Origin of the sequence: Paenibacillus hemerocallicola, assembly GCF_006265175.1 — a bacterium.
GTDB lineage: Bacteria > Bacillota > Bacilli > Paenibacillales > NBRC-103111 > Paenibacillus_AB > Paenibacillus_AB hemerocallicola.
This window is the reverse complement of sequence record NZ_VDCQ01000006.1, coordinates 140,362-160,190: the sequence shown is the minus strand read 5'-3', so window position 1 is coordinate 160,190 and position 19,829 is coordinate 140,362. Positions and strand designations below refer to the sequence as shown.

Annotated in this window: 13 protein-coding genes; 2 read left to right on the top strand and 11 right to left on the bottom strand. The window is 56.2% G+C overall.

Annotated elements, in window-relative coordinates:
- Positions 1-28: 28 nt before the first annotated feature.
- The 7 genes from FE784_RS06590 to FE784_RS06560 all read right to left on the bottom strand — a co-directional run bounded on the left by FE784_RS06590 (position 29) and on the right by FE784_RS06560 (position 8,488).
- A complete protein-coding gene (locus FE784_RS06590; protein ID WP_139601342.1) occupies positions 29-1,900 on the bottom strand; it encodes a bifunctional homocysteine S-methyltransferase/methylenetetrahydrofolate reductase in 1,872 nt (623 codons plus the stop codon).
- Between the two features lie 34 nt (positions 1,901-1,934).
- A complete protein-coding gene (gene dapF, locus FE784_RS06585; RefSeq protein ID WP_139601341.1) occupies positions 1,935-2,768 on the bottom strand; it encodes a diaminopimelate epimerase in 834 nt (277 codons plus the stop codon).
- 439 nt (positions 2,769-3,207) lie between these two features.
- A complete protein-coding gene (locus FE784_RS06580; protein WP_139601340.1) occupies positions 3,208-4,500 on the bottom strand; it encodes a neutral/alkaline non-lysosomal ceramidase N-terminal domain-containing protein in 1,293 nt (430 codons plus the stop codon).
- 122 nt (positions 4,501-4,622) lie between these two features.
- Positions 4,623-5,528, bottom strand: coding sequence for a GNAT family N-acetyltransferase (locus FE784_RS06575; RefSeq protein ID WP_139601339.1), 906 nt, complete (start codon positions 5,526-5,528; stop codon positions 4,623-4,625).
- 25 nt (positions 5,529-5,553) lie between these two features.
- A complete protein-coding gene (locus FE784_RS06570) occupies positions 5,554-6,420 on the bottom strand; it encodes a sugar phosphate isomerase/epimerase family protein (protein WP_176706002.1) in 867 nt (288 codons plus the stop codon).
- A gap of 2 nt (positions 6,421-6,422) precedes the next feature.
- Positions 6,423-7,475 (bottom strand): Gfo/Idh/MocA family protein, encoded by a 1,053-nt coding sequence (locus tag FE784_RS06565; protein WP_139601337.1) that lies wholly within the window; start codon positions 7,473-7,475, stop codon positions 6,423-6,425.
- Between the two features lie 26 nt (positions 7,476-7,501).
- A complete protein-coding gene (locus FE784_RS06560; protein WP_176706001.1) occupies positions 7,502-8,488 on the bottom strand; it encodes a Gfo/Idh/MocA family protein in 987 nt (328 codons plus the stop codon).
- A gap of 193 nt (positions 8,489-8,681) precedes the next feature.
- On the opposite strand from FE784_RS06560, the gene FE784_RS06555 reads away from it, so the two are divergent.
- Positions 8,682-9,596 carry a helix-turn-helix domain-containing protein gene (locus FE784_RS06555; protein ID WP_139601335.1) on the top strand — a complete coding sequence of 305 codons (915 nt, stop codon included), beginning with the start codon at positions 8,682-8,684 and terminating at the stop codon, positions 9,594-9,596.
- Between the two features lie 18 nt (positions 9,597-9,614).
- Here FE784_RS06555 and FE784_RS06550 read toward each other — a convergent pair whose 3' ends face one another.
- The 3 genes from FE784_RS06550 to FE784_RS06540 form a co-directional block, all read right to left on the bottom strand.
- A complete protein-coding gene (locus tag FE784_RS06550) occupies positions 9,615-11,192 on the bottom strand; it encodes a response regulator (RefSeq protein WP_139601334.1) in 1,578 nt (525 codons plus the stop codon).
- 50 nt (positions 11,193-11,242) lie between these two features.
- Complete coding sequence (locus FE784_RS06545) at positions 11,243-13,990, bottom strand: ATP-binding protein (protein ID WP_176706000.1); 2,748 nt, start codon at positions 13,988-13,990, stop codon at positions 11,243-11,245.
- Between the two features lie 109 nt (positions 13,991-14,099).
- Positions 14,100-16,883: a calcium-translocating P-type ATPase, SERCA-type gene (locus tag FE784_RS06540; RefSeq protein ID WP_246131928.1), complete on the bottom strand. Its 2,784-nt coding sequence runs from the start codon at positions 16,881-16,883 to the stop codon at positions 14,100-14,102.
- A 234-nt stretch (positions 16,884-17,117) separates the two neighbouring features.
- Here FE784_RS06540 and FE784_RS06535 point away from each other — a divergent pair, with 234 nt between their 5' ends.
- Complete coding sequence (locus FE784_RS06535) at positions 17,118-18,878, top strand: Rqc2 family fibronectin-binding protein (RefSeq protein ID WP_139601332.1); 1,761 nt, start codon at positions 17,118-17,120, stop codon at positions 18,876-18,878.
- A 211-nt stretch (positions 18,879-19,089) separates the two neighbouring features.
- Here the strand turns inward: FE784_RS06535 and FE784_RS06530 are convergent, their stop codons facing one another.
- The gene (locus tag FE784_RS06530; protein ID WP_139601331.1) at positions 19,090-19,827 is read right to left on the bottom strand and encodes an endonuclease/exonuclease/phosphatase family protein; all 738 of its coding nucleotides are present in this window, start codon (positions 19,825-19,827) and stop codon (positions 19,090-19,092) included.
- Between the last annotated feature and the right edge of the window lie 2 nt (positions 19,828-19,829).

Below are 19,829 nucleotides of genomic sequence, written 5' to 3'. Positions count from 1 at the left end.
CGGACAAGTGGAAATCGGGTTCTATCGCTCAAGACGGCATTTTGCCCGTTTTTCCCCACACATACCGGGTCAGCTGTACGCTCATATCGTAAAAATGCATAGGCGTCATAATATAAATGCCGTTGAACTTCGGCATGGCCGCGTCGAGCAGCTCCTTGCCGATTTGCACGCCCATCTCGCGGCCTTTCTCGCCGCTCAAGCCCGACATGCGCTTGCGAACCTCTTCCGACAGCTGGATGCCCGGCACCTCGTTATGCAGAAACGTCGCGTTTCCTTCGCTGACGATCGGCATGAGGCCGATAAAGATCGGAACGTTCAAATGCTTCGTCGATTCGTACACGTTCTCGATCAGCTTCGCGTCGTATACCGGCTGAGTCATGATGAAGTCGGCACCCGCTTCGATTTTTTTCTCCAGCCTCTGCACCGCTTTGTCCAAATACTTCACGTTCGGGTTAAAGGCGGCGGCAACGATAAACTTCGCTTTATGCTTGAGCGGTTTACCCGAGAAAGCGATTCCTTCGTTCAACTGCTTGATCAAGCGGATCATTTCGAAGGAAGTCATGTCATATACCGAGCTCGAGCCCGGCAAATCGCCGAAACGCGAAGGATCTCCGGTAATGACGAGCGTATGGTCGAGCCCGATCGCGTGCATGCCCATCAGATGGGACTGGGTTCCGATCAGATTGCGGTCCCGGCAGGCGATGTGCAGCAGCGGCCGGGCCCCCAGACGTTCCTTCAGCAGAAAGCCCATCGGCAGGTTGCTCATGCGGGTCACCGCGAGCGCGTTATCCGCCATCGTAATCGAATCCACGCCGGCTTCCTGCAGCGCCTTGGCGCCTTCCATAAATTTGCCGATGTCCAGATCGCGGGGCGTATCCCATTCCACGATAACGGTATGGCGCTGCTTGACCAGCTCGATCAGCGAAGGTTCCGCCGCTTCGGCCGACTTCTCGGCTTCGATGACGGCAATGGCAGGACCGGGCTGAACCGAACCGGCCTCGCCTCCGTCCGCCGCAGGTCGATCCGTTCTCGGGGTATATCCTTGCAGCGCCTTTACCATGGCCGCGATATGCTCCGGCGTCGTACCGCAGCATCCGCCTATGAGGCGGGCGCCCAAATCGGCAAACTTCAAGGCGTTCTCGGCCACGTAATCGGGCTTCGAGCCGAAAACGTATTTACCGTCCACATACCCGGGCAAGCCCGCATTCGGAAATACGGAGAGCGGCAGCCCGTCAACCGGCTTCAGCTTCTCCATCGTCCGCAGAATGCCGTTGGGACCGCTGTGGCAATTGAAGCCTAGAATGTCCGCCCCTTCCGCCTTCAACTGCTCGAACGCTTCCTGGTAGCCGACGCCGTCGTTGGTGGTCGTTCCGCCGTCGGTCGCAAACTGGCCGATGACGGGGAGCTCCGTCAGCTGCCGGGCGACGCGGAGCGCGATCAGCATCTCCTCCAGGTCGTAAAACGTCTCCAGCAGCAAACCGTCAGCGCCGCCTTCGAGCAATGCCTCGATCTGCTCCTGAAAGTTGCGCACCAACTGCTCGGTCGTAATGTTGCGCCGGCGGGCCGCGCGGATCGAGCCTACCGCGCCGACGATGTAGGCGTCATCGCCGACCGCTTGGCGCGCTATGGCGACGCCTGCCTTGTTGATCGCCGACACTTCGTTCTCGAGTCCGAACTTGGACAGCTTTTCCCGGTTCGCGGAAAACGTGTTCGTCTCGAACAATCTCGCGCCGGCATCGTAATACTGCTTATGAACGTCGGCGATCACGTCCGGCTTTAACAAATTGTATTCCTCGTAGGAGACGCCGACCGGAAATCCGAGCTGGTACAAAAACGTCCCCATCGCCCCGTCTCCGACCAGCACGCGCTCGCCGAGCGTCTCTCGCAAACCCGCTTTCATCCCGTGCTCACCCGTTCCCATGATTGAATATTGATTAGGCCAAAACGCCCCGGTATACCGTTTCCGCCGGACCTGTCATATAGACCCGGTTATCCGTCTCGCTCCATTCGATTTCCAGATCGCCGCCCTTCAGCGATACGACCGCGCTGCGGTCGGCCTTGCCGTCGAGCACGCTGGCGACGAGCGTCGCGCACGCTCCGGTGCCGCAAGCCAGAGTAGGGCCCGCTCCGCGTTCCCACACGCGCATATCGATATGGCTGCGGGAGAGGACGGTAGCGAACTCGACGTTGATCCGTTTCGGAAACAGCGGATGCGTCTCGAGCTTCGGCCCCCAGCGGTGCAAGTCGAAGTCGGCCGCATCGTCCACATAAATGACGCAATGGGGGTTGCCCATCGATACGGCGGTAAATCTGAATTCGGTTCCTTCCACCTCGACCGGATGCCCGATGACCGGATTCTCATCCACGGTCGTCGGAACCGCCAGTCCGTCAAGGATCGGCGCACCCATGTCCACCCGAACCGTTAATGCCTTGCCGTCTTTTACGTTCAGGCGGACCGTCTGGGCGCCCGCTCCTATCGTTTCGATCGCCAGCTCCGTTTTATCGGTTAAACCGTTATCGTATACGTATTTGGCCACGCAGCGGATCGCATTGCCGCACTGCTCGGCCTCCGAACCGTCCGAATTGATGATGCGCATTAAAAAATCGGCTTTGTCGGAAGGCAAAATGAACACAAGTCCGTCGGCTCCGACGCCGAAATTCCGATTGCAGTATCGGGTCGCCAGTCCGGAAGCATTGTCCGGCAATCGGGATTCGCCCGCGATCACGATGAAGTCGTTGCCAAGCCCATGCATTTTCGTAAAGTTCATCATGCATCCCCTGCTCTTTATCGCTTTGATTAGACCTATTATAGTGCAAAACGAACGGTATGCCTAGTGATTTTGTGCGTAAGGACGTTTCCGGCCGAGAAAACCGTCCTTAAGGCGGCTTCAATCGGCCATAACGGTGAATATGGCTCTTATACCAGCAAATAAGGAGATGTCTATCGCGAGCGTTGAACGCAGCAAAGACCGACGGATCGGGAGCCTCTCCCATCCGTCGGCCTTTCTTCTCCTTGCGCGGTGATCGGCGATCGGTCTCCGCCCGGCGAGTTTCGCCGTCTTCACCGGTTCGGGTCCGGTTCCCCATGCAGACGTTGAAGAGCCGCCGGGATCGGCTTCTTGATTGCGGCGCATATCCAACGTCAATAGATAAACAAAAGGACTTTGCCGCGATGGCGAGAGTCCTTTTGTTTATTCGATGTCCTGCTTATTTTGTGTCCAGCCTGTCCAGCAGCTGCACGGCCAGTTCGACCAGACGCTCGCCGGTTTCTACGGGAAACCGGTTGCGGAATGTCATTCTAGGCTCGTACCCGCCTTGCCGATGAGCCTCGCGCGTACAAATATAGGCGCGAATCGTGCCGTTGCACATCGTGTCTATCATCGTGTAAGCACTGCCCGAACGCTCTTTGATGTCCAATCCGAACTCGACGAAAATTTCGCCCGGAAGTCCTACTACCGCCAATTCGCCGATCCGCACCGCTTGTACCTCGACCGTCGCCGGCCCCGAATCGCTGCTGGCGGCGATTTTCAATATTTCCTTGGCGTACAACGTCTCGCGCAAATCGTGCGCTTCGCTTTCGAGAAACTTTCCGGCCGCTTCGACTTCCTCTTCCGTAGGTCGTCTCAGGTCCACCGTAAACTCGCCGTTTAGCGCCGAAATGGAAACTTCGTCGCTTGCGATGATTTTATCGCGGACTTTGACGGTTTCCGCCCCTAGAATGCGGCCCATCCAGCGGAAATGATCCGGATCCCGCTTCCGTTTCCCCGACACGTCTATATGATTGATATTGCCGCACGGTCCGAACAGAAACAGACTGACCGCTTGCTCCCCGAGCTCGCGCTTCACGAACCGGCTCAGCTCGCCGGGAAAGTCGGCGCACAGCTCGGTACCACCCACCGTATCCGTGTGGCATGCATAATTCGTGACGACGCCGATCGGGTTGCCCTCGGCATCATCGATCCGCATGACCAGCACCTCCGGATCGATCGGACCGGCAGCCCGGTCGATGAGCGGATTGCCGATTCCCGGATTCGTGCGGAATGTACCGTCCTTCATGAAAAAGCGCCGATTGAACGCGATGTCCTCTTCTTGTCCGCGGCCGAAGCCGATCCTGGCTGCCTTGCGGCTTCGATAAGCGAGCAGCGCGCTGTCCGCCGCCCTGCGCGCGATCCATTCCAAATACTCCGGACTTTCGGTACAACCGAAGCCCGTGGAAACCGGGCCGCCCGTATGGGTATGCGTGGCCGAGACGAAAATCCCGGCCGGTTCGATGCCCGTCTCCGCCTGCACGCTTGCTCGAATGCTTTGCACGGTCGGGCTCGAAACGGCGATCGCATCCAATACGATAAACGCCACAGCTCCGCTTTCCGTTTCCACTACAAGCGATTTCGCGTAAAGCGGGTCTTTTACGCCGCTCGCCAGACGAGGTCCGAAATAACCCGGGATTTCGCTGCCCAAGGCGGGCGTTATATCGACTTCCGCCATACCGGCTCGAATCATCGCTGCTCCTCCTCCAATACCTCCACAAAGTGGGACTTATGCTCCGATGCCTATCCAGGTACTTTGCGGGGACCCGAAACAAATATTTTTTGCCGTTGCAAAACCTGCTTATTTCGCATGCGTCAGTTAAGCTGAACGATCATCAAATGCTGCGTATATACCTTCTCGAATCCGGCCGCCTCCAGCCACTCCGATATGGCCGGATCGGCCATCGACAAATTGTCCGTCACTCTCGTGCAATCTTCCCCGAACGGAGCGAACGCGGCCGCAAGAGCCGCGTGGAGCATAGGAAGCGCATCGGTTCTCGAACGATCCGCGGCGCATTGATACAGCGTAATGCCTTGCAGCTTGCCGCTATCGGCGTACGATTTCCGGACAAGCGCATAGGCGCCGACGGCATCTTCCTTGTCGGTCACGACAATGCCCTCGGCTTCTTTTTGATTGTACCAAGCCGCCGACCAGGCGGTCTCATGACGGAAAAAGGACAGCTTGGCCAATTGATTCGGTTTCATCCGCCCGATCCGGTAATCGTCGGAGACGCCGCCCGGCAAATCGTTGACGGTGAATGCTCCGGTCCGCTTCGCCCCGATCAATCCGTCACAAATCCGGAATCCCGAGCTTTCATATGCGGCGATCGCCCCCGCGTTTTTCTGGACGACCTCCAACAGCCCTGTGGCCGCCCCGCTTTCCCTCATGGCCTGGATCGCTTCCCGCATAAGCAGCTTTGCCAATCCTTTGCCCCGATGGTTCGGGCTTACTCCCGTTCCGCCGTTCCAAGCGATGCCGACGCCTTCTACCGTTTTTAAGGCCACCAGCACAAAACCGGCCGGTTCGCCGTCCACGAAGACCGCAATCGAGAGGTCGGGGCGGATCGATTCCCGCCCCAGTCTCGGCACAAATTTCTCCATCGTCGTCGACATATCGGAGTAATAACCGGCAAACCCCAGGTTCCACAGCTCGACCGCCTGTCGGAACGTACAGTCCGCCAAACGCCGTATTTCAACGTTTTGTCGTTCAGGAGATCCCAATGCGCCTACCTCCTTATATTATGCTTTACACTTCGAAGCCCGCCTCCGCGAGCAAGCGCTCCAGATTGATGCGCGCCGCTTTCACCCGCTCATCCAGCACTTCGATCGGACTGTTTGCGCTGAACGCCCCGTTTGCCCCGTCCAAACGCTCGACGATGACCGGTCCGGCGAAATTGACGGCTCGCAGCGTGGCGAATATGGACGCGAAATCGACATCGCCTTCGCCGGGAATCGGGAAGTCCATCGCCGCACGCTTGCCGCCATGGTCTTTCGCTACCATCGATACGGTTTGCGACGCGATTGCGGGAAAATCTTCATGCGGCTCGATGCCTTCGTAGAACCGTACGTTCCCGGGATCGTAGCTGCCTACAACATACGGCGACCCGATCGTCCGCAAAGTATCCGCAATGACCGAAGCCGTCGCGGTATTGCCCGTATGCGGCTTGATCGATACGACGATGCCGCGTTTCCCTGCTTCCTCGCCGATCCGCCGGTATTTCTCGGCAAACGCCTCGTTGATCGGCTTCATTTCTTCTTCGCTCTTCGGCTCGTCGGGAAAACGGGTGTAGCTTGTCGTGCCGAGCGACAGAAGCTCTTCGACACCGATCGCTTTGGCGAAATCGAGTCGTTCGATCGCCTTCTCGATCGGCTGGCTCGGCGCCAGCACATTCGTGCTGACGAGCGATACGGGCTTGAGCCCGTACTGCCGGAGCAGACCGGAAATGCGCTCCGCTTCCCCTTCCACTCCGTCCTCGAATGCGGGCTTGCCTTCGTGAGGCAAGCCGAACGATACGTATTTGTATCCGGTAGCCGCGATCGATTCCAATGCCCGCTCGAACGGATGTTTCATATAGATCCAGCTCATGCACGCCAGCTTGATTGTCGGTTTCATAGTCATACCCCGCCGCCTGTCCGTGCCGCGCTGCGCAGCGCGGAATAGTCTACCGCCACCTCGCGGCGTTCCTTCAGCGAACGGTACGCCGCTTCCGATACGGCGATTACGCGCAGGCCATCCTCGAGAGAGATGAGCGGCTGTTTGTTTTCGCGAATGCAATCGATAAAGTGGCCGTTCAGGCGGACCCACATATCGTTGTCGGAGAACGACGTTTTGCGTTCCGGACCGTTGTCGTCCTTCACGAGCAGTTGGCCGTTGTTGTTCACTACGGTCAAGTTTTCCGTCGCTACTCCGGTCATGTCATACTCTACCCGGGTCACCCAAGGCGTGCTGACCTGTCCGATTCCTCCGTTCGCAAAGCGCAGCGATACGGTGAAGGCGTCGGCTACGCTTCCCGGAGGAAGCAGGTAGGTGCCGCCGTATGCGAATACCGACTCGACTTCTCCGCACATCCACGTAAGCAGGTCGTAATCGTGGGAACCGTGCGAGAAGATCGGTCCTTTGGCGATTTCGTCGGAAAAGTACCAGCTCGGAGTGTCGTAATAATGATCGCGGTATTTGTCGTACACGCGCTGGTTCGGATCGAGGAAATGGGTGCGCATCGACCAAGCCTGGATCGGCTTGCCCGCATCGCCGCGCGATACCGTTTCCTTCATCGCCCGGAATGCGGGAGAGAAGCGCAGCGGGTAGGCGACCATCGATTTCAATTCCGGATGCGCGGCGCCTGCGGCCACGATCTCTGCTCCGTCGGCTACCGAGGTAGCGAGCGCTTTTTCCAGAAACAGATGCTTGCCGGATTCCAGCACTTTCTTGGAGGCATCCACGTGCAAATGGTCCGGAGTCGCAACCCATACCGCATCCAAATCTTGTTCCAGCAAAGCTTCATACGAATCGTACACGGTCGCTCCGACCTCGGCGGCGAGCGATTCCGCTTTTTCCCTCGACCGGTTTTGCACCGCGGCGACAGTTACGCCGGGCAATGTATGCAAAGTGCGAGCATGGAGAGAGCCCATTAGGCCGCACCCGATAATCCCTACTTTAATCGTCTTCATGCAAACTTCCTCCTTTCTTCAATCGGTTAAACCGTAACGGGTACTCCTTGGCTTCCGTACATCGCCCAAATCGTCCGGTGCGATTTCAAAATTTCGTAGCCGTCCGTTTCGGGACGCGTGCCGTTCGCGATGCTTTCCAGGAAATGCTCGATCTCGAACAGCACGTTTTGCCCTTGGCGATTCGGATATTCCGGCGGACGCTCGTACAGCGTTTCGGTTCCGTCCTTGGAAATCGCCGTCACCTTCCACATGCTGTTATCCAGCTCGAGGAAGCCTTCCGTCATATGGATATGGAATTTGGCCGGCGGTTTCTTGTATTTCATTCCCCAACTCGTGACAAGATGGCCGAGCGCGCCGCTCTTGAACTCGATAATGCCGTGCGACGTGCCTTCGCCTTCCATCCACTCGGTGCCTACGCGCGTTCCGAAATGGGATACCCGGTTCGGCTCGCCAAGCAAATAAAGCAAAATATCGATGTAGTGACAGCCGTGACTGAACAAGCAGCCCCCGCCAAGCTTTTCCTTGCTGGCGAACCAAGTGCCCGGCGCCGGATTCAGGAATGCCTCGACCCAGCCTTGGGCGCTGATCGGTACGCCGTATTTGCCGCTGTCCACCGCTTCCTTCAGCTTGCGGATCGCCGGCAAGAAGCGTACGACGAAGGCGAGCATCAACGTAACGTTATTTTGTTCGGCCGCGCGTACTACGCTCAGGCAATCCTCTTCGGAGTTGGCGAGCGGTTTCTCGAGAAGCACATGCTTGCCGGCGGCAATGGCCGTAAGCGACTGGGACGCGTGCAAATGATGGGGCGTACACAAGCTGACCGCATCGACGTCGTCGAGAATTTTCGTCCAATCGGTCGTGTAGTTGCAGCCAAGCTCTTCGGCCACCTTCTTCGCTTTCTCTTCGTCCAGATCGACAACCCAGCGCAGCTCCGAGCGCTCCGCCAATTTGTAGGCGTAAGCGTGAGCGAGTCCCATGTTCAGGCCGACTACGGCCGTGCGAATTTTATTCATAGCAATCCATCTCCTCCATTTGGTTCGAAATCGTTTTTCTACCGTTATCATACCGGGGATAGGAGTTCGAAATCTTTGGCTTAAACGATGTGAAATTTGCATTTTTGTCCTTCTGTTTGCACTTTATTGACACGATAGTCCGATGCGCTTACGATGAGTTTATGACAAGCTTTCGAAAGAAGGATGGGGAGTCATGGAAACGCGATACCGGTATATTGTGCTCAAGGAACAAATATCCATCGACAAAATATATTCGTTCCATTACAGCGAGCTGAATAAAGATTACGTATACGGCGGAGAGAAGCATGATTTCTGGGAGTTTTTGTACGTGGACAAGGGAGAGGTGGAAATCTCGACCGATTACAGCACGTTTCATCTGAAGCAAGGGGAAATCGTATTTTATTCGCCGAATGAGTTCCACAGCTTGAGATGCAACCAGAAAACGCCTCCGAACATCTTCATCGTCGCGTTCGACTGCCAATCCGAAGCGATGAAGTTTTTCACCCATAAGGCGCTGCGGCTCGGCAACGGGGAGCGCGAGCTGCTGTCGCAGCTGATCGACGAAGGGAACAAGCTGTTCGAGCTTCCGGTGGCGAGGCCTTATGCGGGGCCAAAGCCGGAAAAGCCGACGCACCCGCTTACGCGAAAGGAAAAACCGGAATTCGGCTCGGAGCAGCTGATCAAAATGTATTTGGAAGGGCTGCTCATCCAGCTGATCCGCAACAACCGGGAACGGGCGATCAATCCGAAGCTGTCTTCGATTACGAAGGAAAAGGGGCAGCGCGATCTGATCGGGCGCATCGTCGAATATTTGGACGAACACCTGCTGGAGCACCCGACGCTTGACAGCGTTTGCACGGAATTCGCCCTGAGCAAGACACATCTGCGAGCCGTTTTCCGCGAGCATACCGGCTGCGGTATTACGGAATATATCGGCAAGCTGCGCATCGAACGGGCCAAGCAGCATATACGCGAGGAAACGTGCAACGTGACGGAAATCGCGGAAAGTCTCGGCTATTCGAGCATCCATTATTTTTCGCGCCAGTTCAAAAAAGCGACGGGCATGGCTCCTTCCGAATATTTGAAAACGATGAAGGCGCGCATGTAACAAAAGGGCGTCGGACGATCAGTGCTCGTCCGACGCGTTGAAATGGATGGCGAATGCAGTCCCGCCGGGTCCGCTGTCGACCTCGATCGCCGCCCGATGCCGGGCCGCAATGCTGTAGCAGACTGCCAAGCCCAAGCCGGTTCCCTGTTCTTTCGTCGTAAAGAAGGGACGTCCGAGCTTCTCCAAATTTTCTTTACTGATTCCGGAGCCTTGGTCGATGATGCGCAAGATGACGAATTTGTCGACAGACTCCGTGCGAATCGTCAGTACTCCACCCGGGGACATCGCTTCAAGTCCGTTTAACGACATGTTCAGAATGAACTGGCGGATTTCCTTCTCGTCGATGGCAATATCGCCGCAATCCCCGAACTCCATCTGCACGCGCTTGCCGGACATCATCGCTTCGGCCTGGATCAACGGATAGAGCGAATCGAGCAGACGATTCAGCGACGTCGGACGCCTGTCCGATTGCTTGTTTTTGGCGAGCGACAAATACTCGGTAATAATGCTGTTCGCCCGGTCCAGCTCCTCCAGCATCATATCGACATGCTCCTTGTCCATCCGCCCCCCGGCGTTTTGGGATAGCTGCAAAAAACCGCGTATCGTCGTCATCGGATTGCGGATTTCGTGAGCGATTCCGGCCGCCATCTCCCCGACCAGATTCAGCTCGGACAGGCGGGTCATCTCCTTCTCGTACCGGACTTTCTCGGTTACGTCCACGATAACTTCGAGCAAGCATTTCTCCCCTTCGATGTCGATGATTTCCGTGGAAAGAAGACCGTCTCTCCATTCTTCCGTCTTCGTCCTATAGTTTACTTTCACGTTGCGCATAGGCCGATCGCGGAAAAACTCCGTCCCCCCCTCGGATTCCAGCGACATTTGCAGCAAATTCGAGCAATCTCCGATCGAGTCTTCTCCGTACCCCGTAAAATTGTTCCAGCTTTCATTAACGTCTATATAAGCGAGGTCGCTCAACCGCCGGATCGAAATCAGGCACGGGCTGGACATGAACATTTTCTTGAACCGCTCCTGCGATCGGAGCAGCCTGATATTAGAGACGAGTAGCTCCTTCGTGCGCTCCTCCACGATCGACTCCAGCTTCTCGTTCTGGTCTTTTAGCAAGGCGTCCGTTTCCGCAAACCTGCGGTTGGAATCCTCCAGCTCCGATGTCCGCTTTCTCAGCATTTCCCCCTGTTCGATCGTCTTCCGGTAATAACGGTGAAGCTTCACAAATGCGCCAACTTTCATTCTTAACAAATCCGGATCGATCGGCTTGAACAAATAGTCGATGGAGCCCGCGTCATACCCTTGGCGCACATGCTCCGAGGAAGTGCTGATCGCGGTTACGAAAATAACGGGAATGTCCTGGCATCTTTCTCTCTGCTTAATCAGCTCCACCGTCTGAAATCCGTTCAATCCGGGCATCTGGACATCCATCAAAATGACGGCCAAATCGCCGATATCTTCGCGAAGCAAATAGCGCAACGCGTCCTCGCCCGATCGGAGCGAGACGACTTCATAGGATGAAGATGCCAGCACCCCCTCCAGCGCAAGCAAATTTTCCGGCCGGTCATCGACGGCTAATACTTTGACCATGTTATCACTACCCCCATTTATGAAACGTTTCCTGATGCTAAACACGTCAATTACCGGTGAAGCCATACTCTTAGCAAAGACAATAATTGCTCGTATCGGACCGGCTTGCTTATGTAGTCGTTGGCGCCAGCCTCCAGACATTTGTCCCTGTCGTCTTTCATCGCTTTGGCCGTCAGGGCGATAATCGGCAGGCTGCGGTATTTCTCATCGCATTGGCGTATTTCTTTGATCGCTTCGTATCCGTCCATCTGAGGCATCATAATATCCATCAGCACGAGATCGGTATCGGGGAAACGCTCCAGCATTTTCAACCCTTCCCGACCGTTCTCCGCAAAAATGACGTTCATTCCGAACGACTCGAGCACGCCCGTCAAGGCGAATATGTTGCGCATATCGTCGTCCACCAGAAGAACGGTTCTGTTCTCGAGCTTTTTGACATCGTCGGCTTTGTCCTTCGAAGCGTCCGCTACGGCTTGCCCGGATAACGTGGGAAATGGTTCCGAAGCCGCCGCGCTCTCGGCATACGTTTGAACGTCGTGACGCTTGTATAGGTTCGCTTCCGTAAACGGAATCCGCAGCATAAAGGTGCTGCCTTTCCCCTCCTCGCTGACGAGTCCTATTGTGCCGCCCAGCAACGCTGCGAGCTCCTTGCTTATGGAGAGGCCGAGGCCGGTTCCCCCGTATTTGCGGCTGGTCGTGCCGTCCGCTTGCCGGAACGCCTCGAAGATCATATCCTGCTTCTCCCGCGGAATTCCGATGCCCGTATCCGTAACCGAAACGACCAAGCATTCCCGGCTTTCGAACCGCTCGGCACTTTCCTGGCACTCTTCCGCCGAGCGCTGAAACGTCACCGTCACGCCGCCCTCTTCGGTAAATTTGATCGCGTTGAAAAGCAGGTTGTTCAATATTTGCTGCAGCTTCTGCACATCCGTGCGCAGCAGCGCATGAGCCACCTCCTCCCGAATATCGATTCGCAAAAGAAGCCTTTTCTGCACGGCGAAAGGCAGGAAGCGGTTTTTTATTTCTTCCGCCAAATCGGACACGGCGACGGAATCCTCCAATAATTCCACTTTGCCGGACTCGATTTTGGACAAATCGAGTATTTCGTTGATTAACCGGAGCAGTTCGGCTCCCGAAGCATGGATCGTGCGCAAATATTCCAATTGCTTCGGCAGCAGATTCCCCTGCTTGTTGTCCGCAAGAAGCTGGGCCAGCAGCAGCAAGCTGTTTAACGGAGTTCTCAGCTCGTGGGAAACATTGGCCAAAAACTCGGATTTGTAGACGGAGCCCAAAACCACTTGGCGGTTTTTTTCCTCCAAAGCTTCGCGAATCGTCTCCAGCTCCTTGTTTTTGCCGTCCGCTTTATTGTACTGTTCTTCCAGCTGCTCGTTCAACGTCCGCAGCTCTTCCTGCTGCATTTGCAGCTCCTCGGATTGCGCCTGCAGCTCTTCCGTATACAATTGTGATTCCGCCAGCAAATCCCTTACTTGGCGATAGGCAAACGCGCTGTGCAAGGCTACGCCGAAAAGTCCGCAAATTTCTTCGAATAACCCGATCCGCGAACGGTCGAACAAGCCGTGCGAGGCCAATTCGATCACGGCAATCGCCTTCCCGTCGAAAGGAATCGGGATCAATAGAAGGTTTGACGGCTGCGATATGCCCAATCCGGAACGGATGCGGAGATGCGTCGACGGGACGTTCTCCAGCAAAATCGTCTTGTTCTGCAACGCGCATTGCCCGACAAGTCCTTGCCCCGGCTCGATCTGCGCATCTCCGACATCATCTCCGCTATCCGCGTATGAAGCGAGCTTGTCCATCAAGGAGGTTGCCCCCTCCTCAATGCCGCAAGCATATATCGCGCCGCTGCCGGCCCCTGTTACAGGAGCGATTTCCCGCAGAAATGTATCGGCAAGGGTGCGTTCGTCGTTCACATTCTGAAACATGGCGGAAAATTCCGCCAACTTCGTCATGCGCCAGTTGCGATCCTCGAGCATCGCCTGGTAGACGCGAACGTCCCGCGTATGCTTCTCCAACGCCTCCGCCAATCGGTTGTACGCTCCGGCGATATTGCCGATCTCGTCCTCCGCTTCAACCTTGATTCGCGGAAGCCGATCCGTATCCCCGCCCGATATTCCGTCCATTACGGTCGAGACTCGCCGCAAGCTGGCCGTAACGCCTCGGAATACCCATACGGCAACCGCTACCGAACTTGCGAATAGGATCGCGACGAATCCGGCGAGCAGTAACAGCATATCTCTATAGCTTTCGTCCGATGCGACCAGCTCTTGTTCGATCTCCCGGTCGTATATGGCGCTGAATTCCCGAATGTTATCAAACAAGGAAGCCCGGCTTTTTTCCAAAATCGAGTAATACAACTCCAGCGCATCTTCCCGGCGTCCCTCTTCCGTCAGGCGGATCAGCTGGTCCACTACGTTGTTGAATTCCCCATACGACTTGCTGATTTGCGCGAGCGTCTCCGAATTGCTCGGTTTCGACTCCAGCCCGGATAGCCGGTTCCAATCGCCAAGAATGCGTTGGCGGCTTTCCGCGATCGCCTCCATATGCGTTGTATTGCCGGCCGTATCCCGATCCAGCATATACGCGGTAATTTCCCGGTTAATCGAATTGACTTCCCCGCGTATCGAGGATGCCAGCTTGACTCCAACGTAGCTCTCGTCCAAGATCCGGTTCAACGTGGAGTTCAACTGGTGGAAGAACATTAAACCCGTGTACGCCAGCAGCAGCATGAGTGCAAGCATTGTTCCGAATCCGATGACTAATTTTGACCTGAACTTCACGTCGTTCCCGCCTCCCATTCGGTTTATTTGTATAATTCTCAAGAAACAATCAATATCCTTTTTGCATGCAAAAAAACCGGGTACTTTCTACCCGGTTTAGGCACTTTTTTTATCTGGTAGCAGGCTTCGAGCCATATCCGCCGACAAGCTTGCGGCGTTTGCGGCGCTGTGTCGTCAAGATGCTGCCGAGACCCATCAGGAATGTCGGTACGCTCGCGAAGAACAGCGTAATCACCCATTCCTTCAAACCGAGCGGCACCGTTTTGAATATCGGCTGCAAAGGCTCGACATACATGACGACAAGCATCAAGGCAAGGGAGGATAATACGGCGAGCACCAAATATTTGTTTTGCAGCGGATTCCGATGAAATATCGAACGCGAGCTGCGGCAATCGAACACGTGGATAAGCTGAGCCATAACGAGCGTGGCGAATGCGACGGACTGTGCCTTGACGAGCCCATCGGCGCTGTCGGGATTTTCCCGCAGCATGAGCCAGAATGCGGCCAACGTGCATACGCCGATCAATATGCCGCGGCTGACGATTTTCCAGCCCAACCGGCGCGCGAATATATTTTCTTTCGCGGTTCGCGGCTTTTGCTGCATCAAATCCTTCTCCGGCTGGTCGACGCCGAGCGCCATGGCAGGCAGCCCGTCCGTAACGAGGTTGACCCACAGGATTTGGATCGGCACGAGCGGCAGCGGCATTCCCATCATCATGGCCAGGAACATCGTCATGATTTCCCCTACGTTGGAGGCGAGCAAATACCGGATGAACTTGCGGATATTTTCGTATATTCCGCGCCCTTCCTCGATTGCGGCGACGATCGTGGCGAAGTTGTCGTCGCTCAAGATTAGCGCGGAAGCTTCCTTGGTCACGTCCGTGCCCGTCTGCCCCATCGCGATGCCGATATCTGACGCTTTGATCGCCGGAGCGTCGTTGACGCCATCTCCGGTCATCGCGACGACATGGCCTTTGCGCTGCAGCGATTTGACGATCCGCAGCTTATGCTCGGGCGAAACTCGTGCGTATACGTACACTTGGTCGGATTTCTCGTCCAGCTCTTCGTCGGACATTGTTGAAATCTGCTGGCCCGACATGGACAATCCGTTCTGCGGAATCATGCCGAGCTGACGGGCGATCGCTTCGGCCGTAGTTTGGTGATCTCCGGTAATCATGACCGTCTTGATGCCCGCGCGGCGGCATACTTGAATCGCATCCCGCACTTCCTTGCGAGGCGGGTCGATCATTCCGGCTAATCCGACGAAAACGAGCTGCTGCTCCAACGTATGAGGCGTATCGTCGCGATCGGTCGATTTCAGCTCCTTATAGGCGAGACCGAGCACGCGAAGGGCGGAGCGGGCCATTCCTTCGTTTGCCGCAATCACTTTCTGTTTCAATGTAGGCGTAAACGGAATGACTTTTCCGTCCCACAGCACGTAGGCGCATTTCTCCAGCACGACGTCCGGAGCGCCTTTCGTGAACAGCAGACGGCCTCCCTGATGCTGCATAAGCACCGACATGCGCTTGCGGTCCGAATCGAACGGCAGCTCGCCCTTCCTTTCATACAACCCTTCCAGAGACTGACGGGTAATTCCGGCCTTTGCGCCCAAAACGACTAGCGCGCCTTCGGTCGGGTCCCCTTTAATCGAATAGATCGGCTTAACCGGACCTTTGCTTCCTTTGCGCTTCTGCTCCGGAATTTCTTCGTGAAGCAATGCATTGTTGCATAATACCCCGATTTGCAGCAGTCGGCGCAGCGTCTGATTTTGCCGCAAATCGACCATCGCCCCGTTGCTGACGATATGACCGGCGGGCTCGTAGCCGTCGCCCGTCACCTCCAGCACTTCGCCGCCCAGCCATACGTGGGTGACGGTCATTTTATTTTGCGTCAGCGTTCCCGTTTTGTCCGAGCAGATGACGGAAGCGCAGCCGAGCGTTTCCACCGAAGGCAGCTTGCGCACGATCGCCTTGCGCTTGATCATGCGCTGCACCCCGAGCGCGAGCGCGATCGTGACAATCGCGGGCAGCCCTTCCGGTATGGCGGCGACGGCCAAGCTAACGCCCGCGAGAAACATTGCATACGGCGGCTGACCGTGCAAAATTCCCGCCACGACAACCATAATGGTCAGTCCGATCGCTACCGCGATAAGCACTTTGCCAAGCTGCTCCAGCCGATGCTGCAGCGGCGTTTCCATCGCCTCCGTATTTTGGATCAGGTCGGCGATCTTGCCCATTTCCGTATTCATTCCGGTCCGGACCACGATTCCTTTGGCCGTACCTCGTGTCACCATCGTCCCCATAAAGCCGAGATTTTTCTGATCGCCAAGCGGTACTTCCTCTCCCGGCAGCGCCCCCGTATGCTTGCCCACCGGAACCGATTCGCCGGTCAGCGCGGACTCTTCGACATACAGGCTGTTCGCCTCGATCCAACGGATATCCGCCGGAATCCGGTCGCCGCTCTCGATCAGGACGATGTCCCCCGGTGCAAGCTCCCTCGCCGGGATTTGCACTAGCGCACCGTCACGAATCGTTTTGGCGGTCGGCGCGGACAGCTCCTTAAGCGCTCGCAGCGACCGCTCGGCCCGGAACTCCTGCACGAAGCCGAGGATGCCGTTCATGACAATGATCGCCACGATCGTAATCGCATCCAAATATTCGCCGAGCAAACCGGATATGAGCGTGGCCGCCATGAGCACGAGCACCATGAAATCTTTGAACTGGTTCAAAAATAACGCGATCAGCGAAACGTTCCGCTTCTCCGTCAGCTCGTTTTCCCCGTGCCGCTCCCGGCGTGCCTTCGCTTCATCCCATGTCAGCCCTTGCGCCGGGACGACATCGTGCGCCCGGGCCGTTTCCTCCGTCTCCATCTGATACCATTTCTTCTGCTCCACGCTTTTTCCCTCCCGAAGCGCTGAATTGTACACGCCCACTCAAGGTAAATGTATTCAGACAAGCAGCGAAATATCCCACCGCCCGTCCGCATTGCGGCGATTTTTCGCACGCCGGGATGGAAAAAACGGTTAAAACATTTGTTCGGTCGGCCTTGTTATGGCATGATAAGAGAAGCCTATTATTACGTATAGCCGAACGATACGGCGGATTCACTATAAAGGAGTGTTTGGATCATGTCGTTGGACGGTCTCGTCACCCGAGCGATCGCTAGCGAGCTGGCGCTTTGCGAAGGTGGCAGAATCAATAAAATTTATCAGCCCACTGGTCACGATTTGTATCTTCATATCCGGGCGCAAGGCCAAAACCGCAAGCTGCTCATCTCGGCCAATCCGACGTATCCGCGCGTACATTTTACGGAAGCGCAGTCGATGAATCCGACCGAAGCGCCGATGTTTTGCATGCTTATGCGCAAACATTGCGAGGGTGCGGTCATCGAGCGCATATCGCAGGTCGGACTCGAACGTATCCTCCATATCGACGTCAGACAGCGTGACGAAATCGGCGATATCAGCTTCAAGCGGATCGTCATCGAGATTATGGGACGGCACAGCAACATTATTTTGCTCGATCCGGCAACGGGTACGGTGCTTGACGGTATCCACCACGTCACTCCCGCCATAAGCGGCTACCGGATCGTAATGCCGGGCAGCTCTTATACGGCTCCTCCGGAGCAAGGCAAAGCCAATCCTTTGGAAGCGACGGAGGCCCAGTTTGCCGGTACTCTGCGGGACGAAGAGGATAGCGGGAAGCCGGTCCGGCAAACGCTCGTCGACCGTTATAGCGGCCTGAGTCCGCTGGCGGCCAAAGAAATCGTCCATCGTAGCGGGGCGGCGGCCGGTGCAACCGTCGGGCAGACGGATGCGGAGCGCTTATGGGGCCCATTTCGTGAAACGATGACGGCGATCGCCTCGGGACGATACGAGCCCGTAATCGTTGAAGAGGCGGCAAGCGGGAAAACGTTCTTCTCCGTCATGGCATTGACGCACCTCGAAGGAACGGTGACCCGCTTCGACTCCGTGAGCGCCTGTCTGGAGGCGTATTACGGGGACAAGGCCGAGCGGGATGCGGTCAAGCAGCGCGCTTCGGACCTGCTCCGTTTTTTGCAGAACGAACGGAATAAAAATGCCAAGAAGCTGGAGAAGCTGCGGGAAACGATCGAGGAAGCGAAGGAAGCGGACGATGTTCGCATACTCGGCGAGCTGCTGACCGCATCGCTTCATCTGATGCGGAAGGGCGATAAATCGGTCGAGGTCGTCAATTATTACGACGAGGAGCAAAAGCCGGTGCGAATCGAGCTCGATCCTCAACTGACGCCATCGGAAAATGCCCAGCGGTACTTCAAAAAATATACGAAGATGCGCAACAGCTTGAGCGCCGTCGAGGAGCAGATCGATTCCACGAATGCGGAGATCGTCTATATGGATACGCTGCTGGCCCATTTGGATCGCGCATCGCTTGCCGATATCGAGGGAATCCGCGAAGAGTTGGTCGAGCAAGGTTACGTTCGCGAGCGCGGAGGCAAGAAGCGTGGAGGCAAGAAGAAAAAAGCCGACAAACCGCTGCTCACCTGCTATACGTCCGGCGAAGGCCTCCCGATCTATGTCGGCAAAAACAATATCCAGAACGAATATTTGACCAACCGTCTCGCCCAGCCCAACGACACCTGGCTGCATACGAAGGACATTCCGGGCTCCCACGTCGTTATCCGAGCCGACAAATTCGGCGAGACGACGCTTCAGGAGGCCGCGATGCTGGCTGCTTACTACAGCCAAGCGAAATCGTCCAGCCAAGTGCCGGTCGATTTCACGCTGATCCGGCATGTGCGCAAGCCTAACGGGTCAAAGCCGGGCTTTGTCATCTACGAGCGACAGAAGACGCTGTATATGACACCGGACGAGCGAGCGGTCAAGGCTATGCCGGTATCGGTGAAATAAGCGGAGGGGACGGAGCTGCGGCGTTTGAACGGATGGAGGTTATCCGAGGCACCTTGGTTCACTTACGATATCGCCCCCCGAAATACGCAAAAGGACGTATCCTCATTGGATGCGTCCTTTCATTTCTACTGTTCTTTCTACTCGGCCTGGCTTTTCTGCTTGGCTTTTCTGCTCTTCCGTTAATCCCGCACCTGCACCTTCGCCGCCAACATTACGCTTGTCGATCGTCCCGAATCCGGAACTCGCACACGATCGGGCGATGGTCGGACGCCGTCGACTCGATCACCGCCGCCGGACCTTGCGCAAGTCGGCTGTTGTACAACAGGTAATCGATTCTCCGTTTGGGATCATTGGACGGGAAGGTAAGATTGTCGGTTATCCCGTCGAAGCAATCGGACATCCCTCCGCTCAGCAGCAGATGCAGCTCCGCGCTGCCCGGATCGGAGTTGAAATCTCCTGCCAGTACGACCGGTCCGGACCTCCGGCCGATTATCGTCCGTGCTTCTTCCGCTTGTACGATTCGCTGATCGGAAGTGAGCCCCATATGGATGCAGTACATATTCAACCGAGTTCCGCCCAAATCGATCTCTGTCTCCAGCAAGCCCCGTTGCTCGTAGCCAAGACTGCACAGAGGATAGTTGCGGCCGGCACCGATCGGATATTTGCTTAGAACGGCCGTTCCGTATTGTCGGCGAGGAGCTCCGGGTTCCGGCGGCTCCAAGTCCAAATTGGCGCCGTATACGGCCTGCATGCCCAAAGCGTCGGCCAAAGCCTGCAATTGGTCCGCGAATCCGCTTCGCTTAGCCCAATGCCTGTCGACTTCCTGGAGAGCGACAATGTCCGGATCGGCATCTGCAATCGTTTTGATCGTTGTCGGCAAATTCGGGTTCCCGTTACAATCGGTACCGAACTGGATGTTGTAAGACATAAGCTTGAATGTGCTCTTCATCT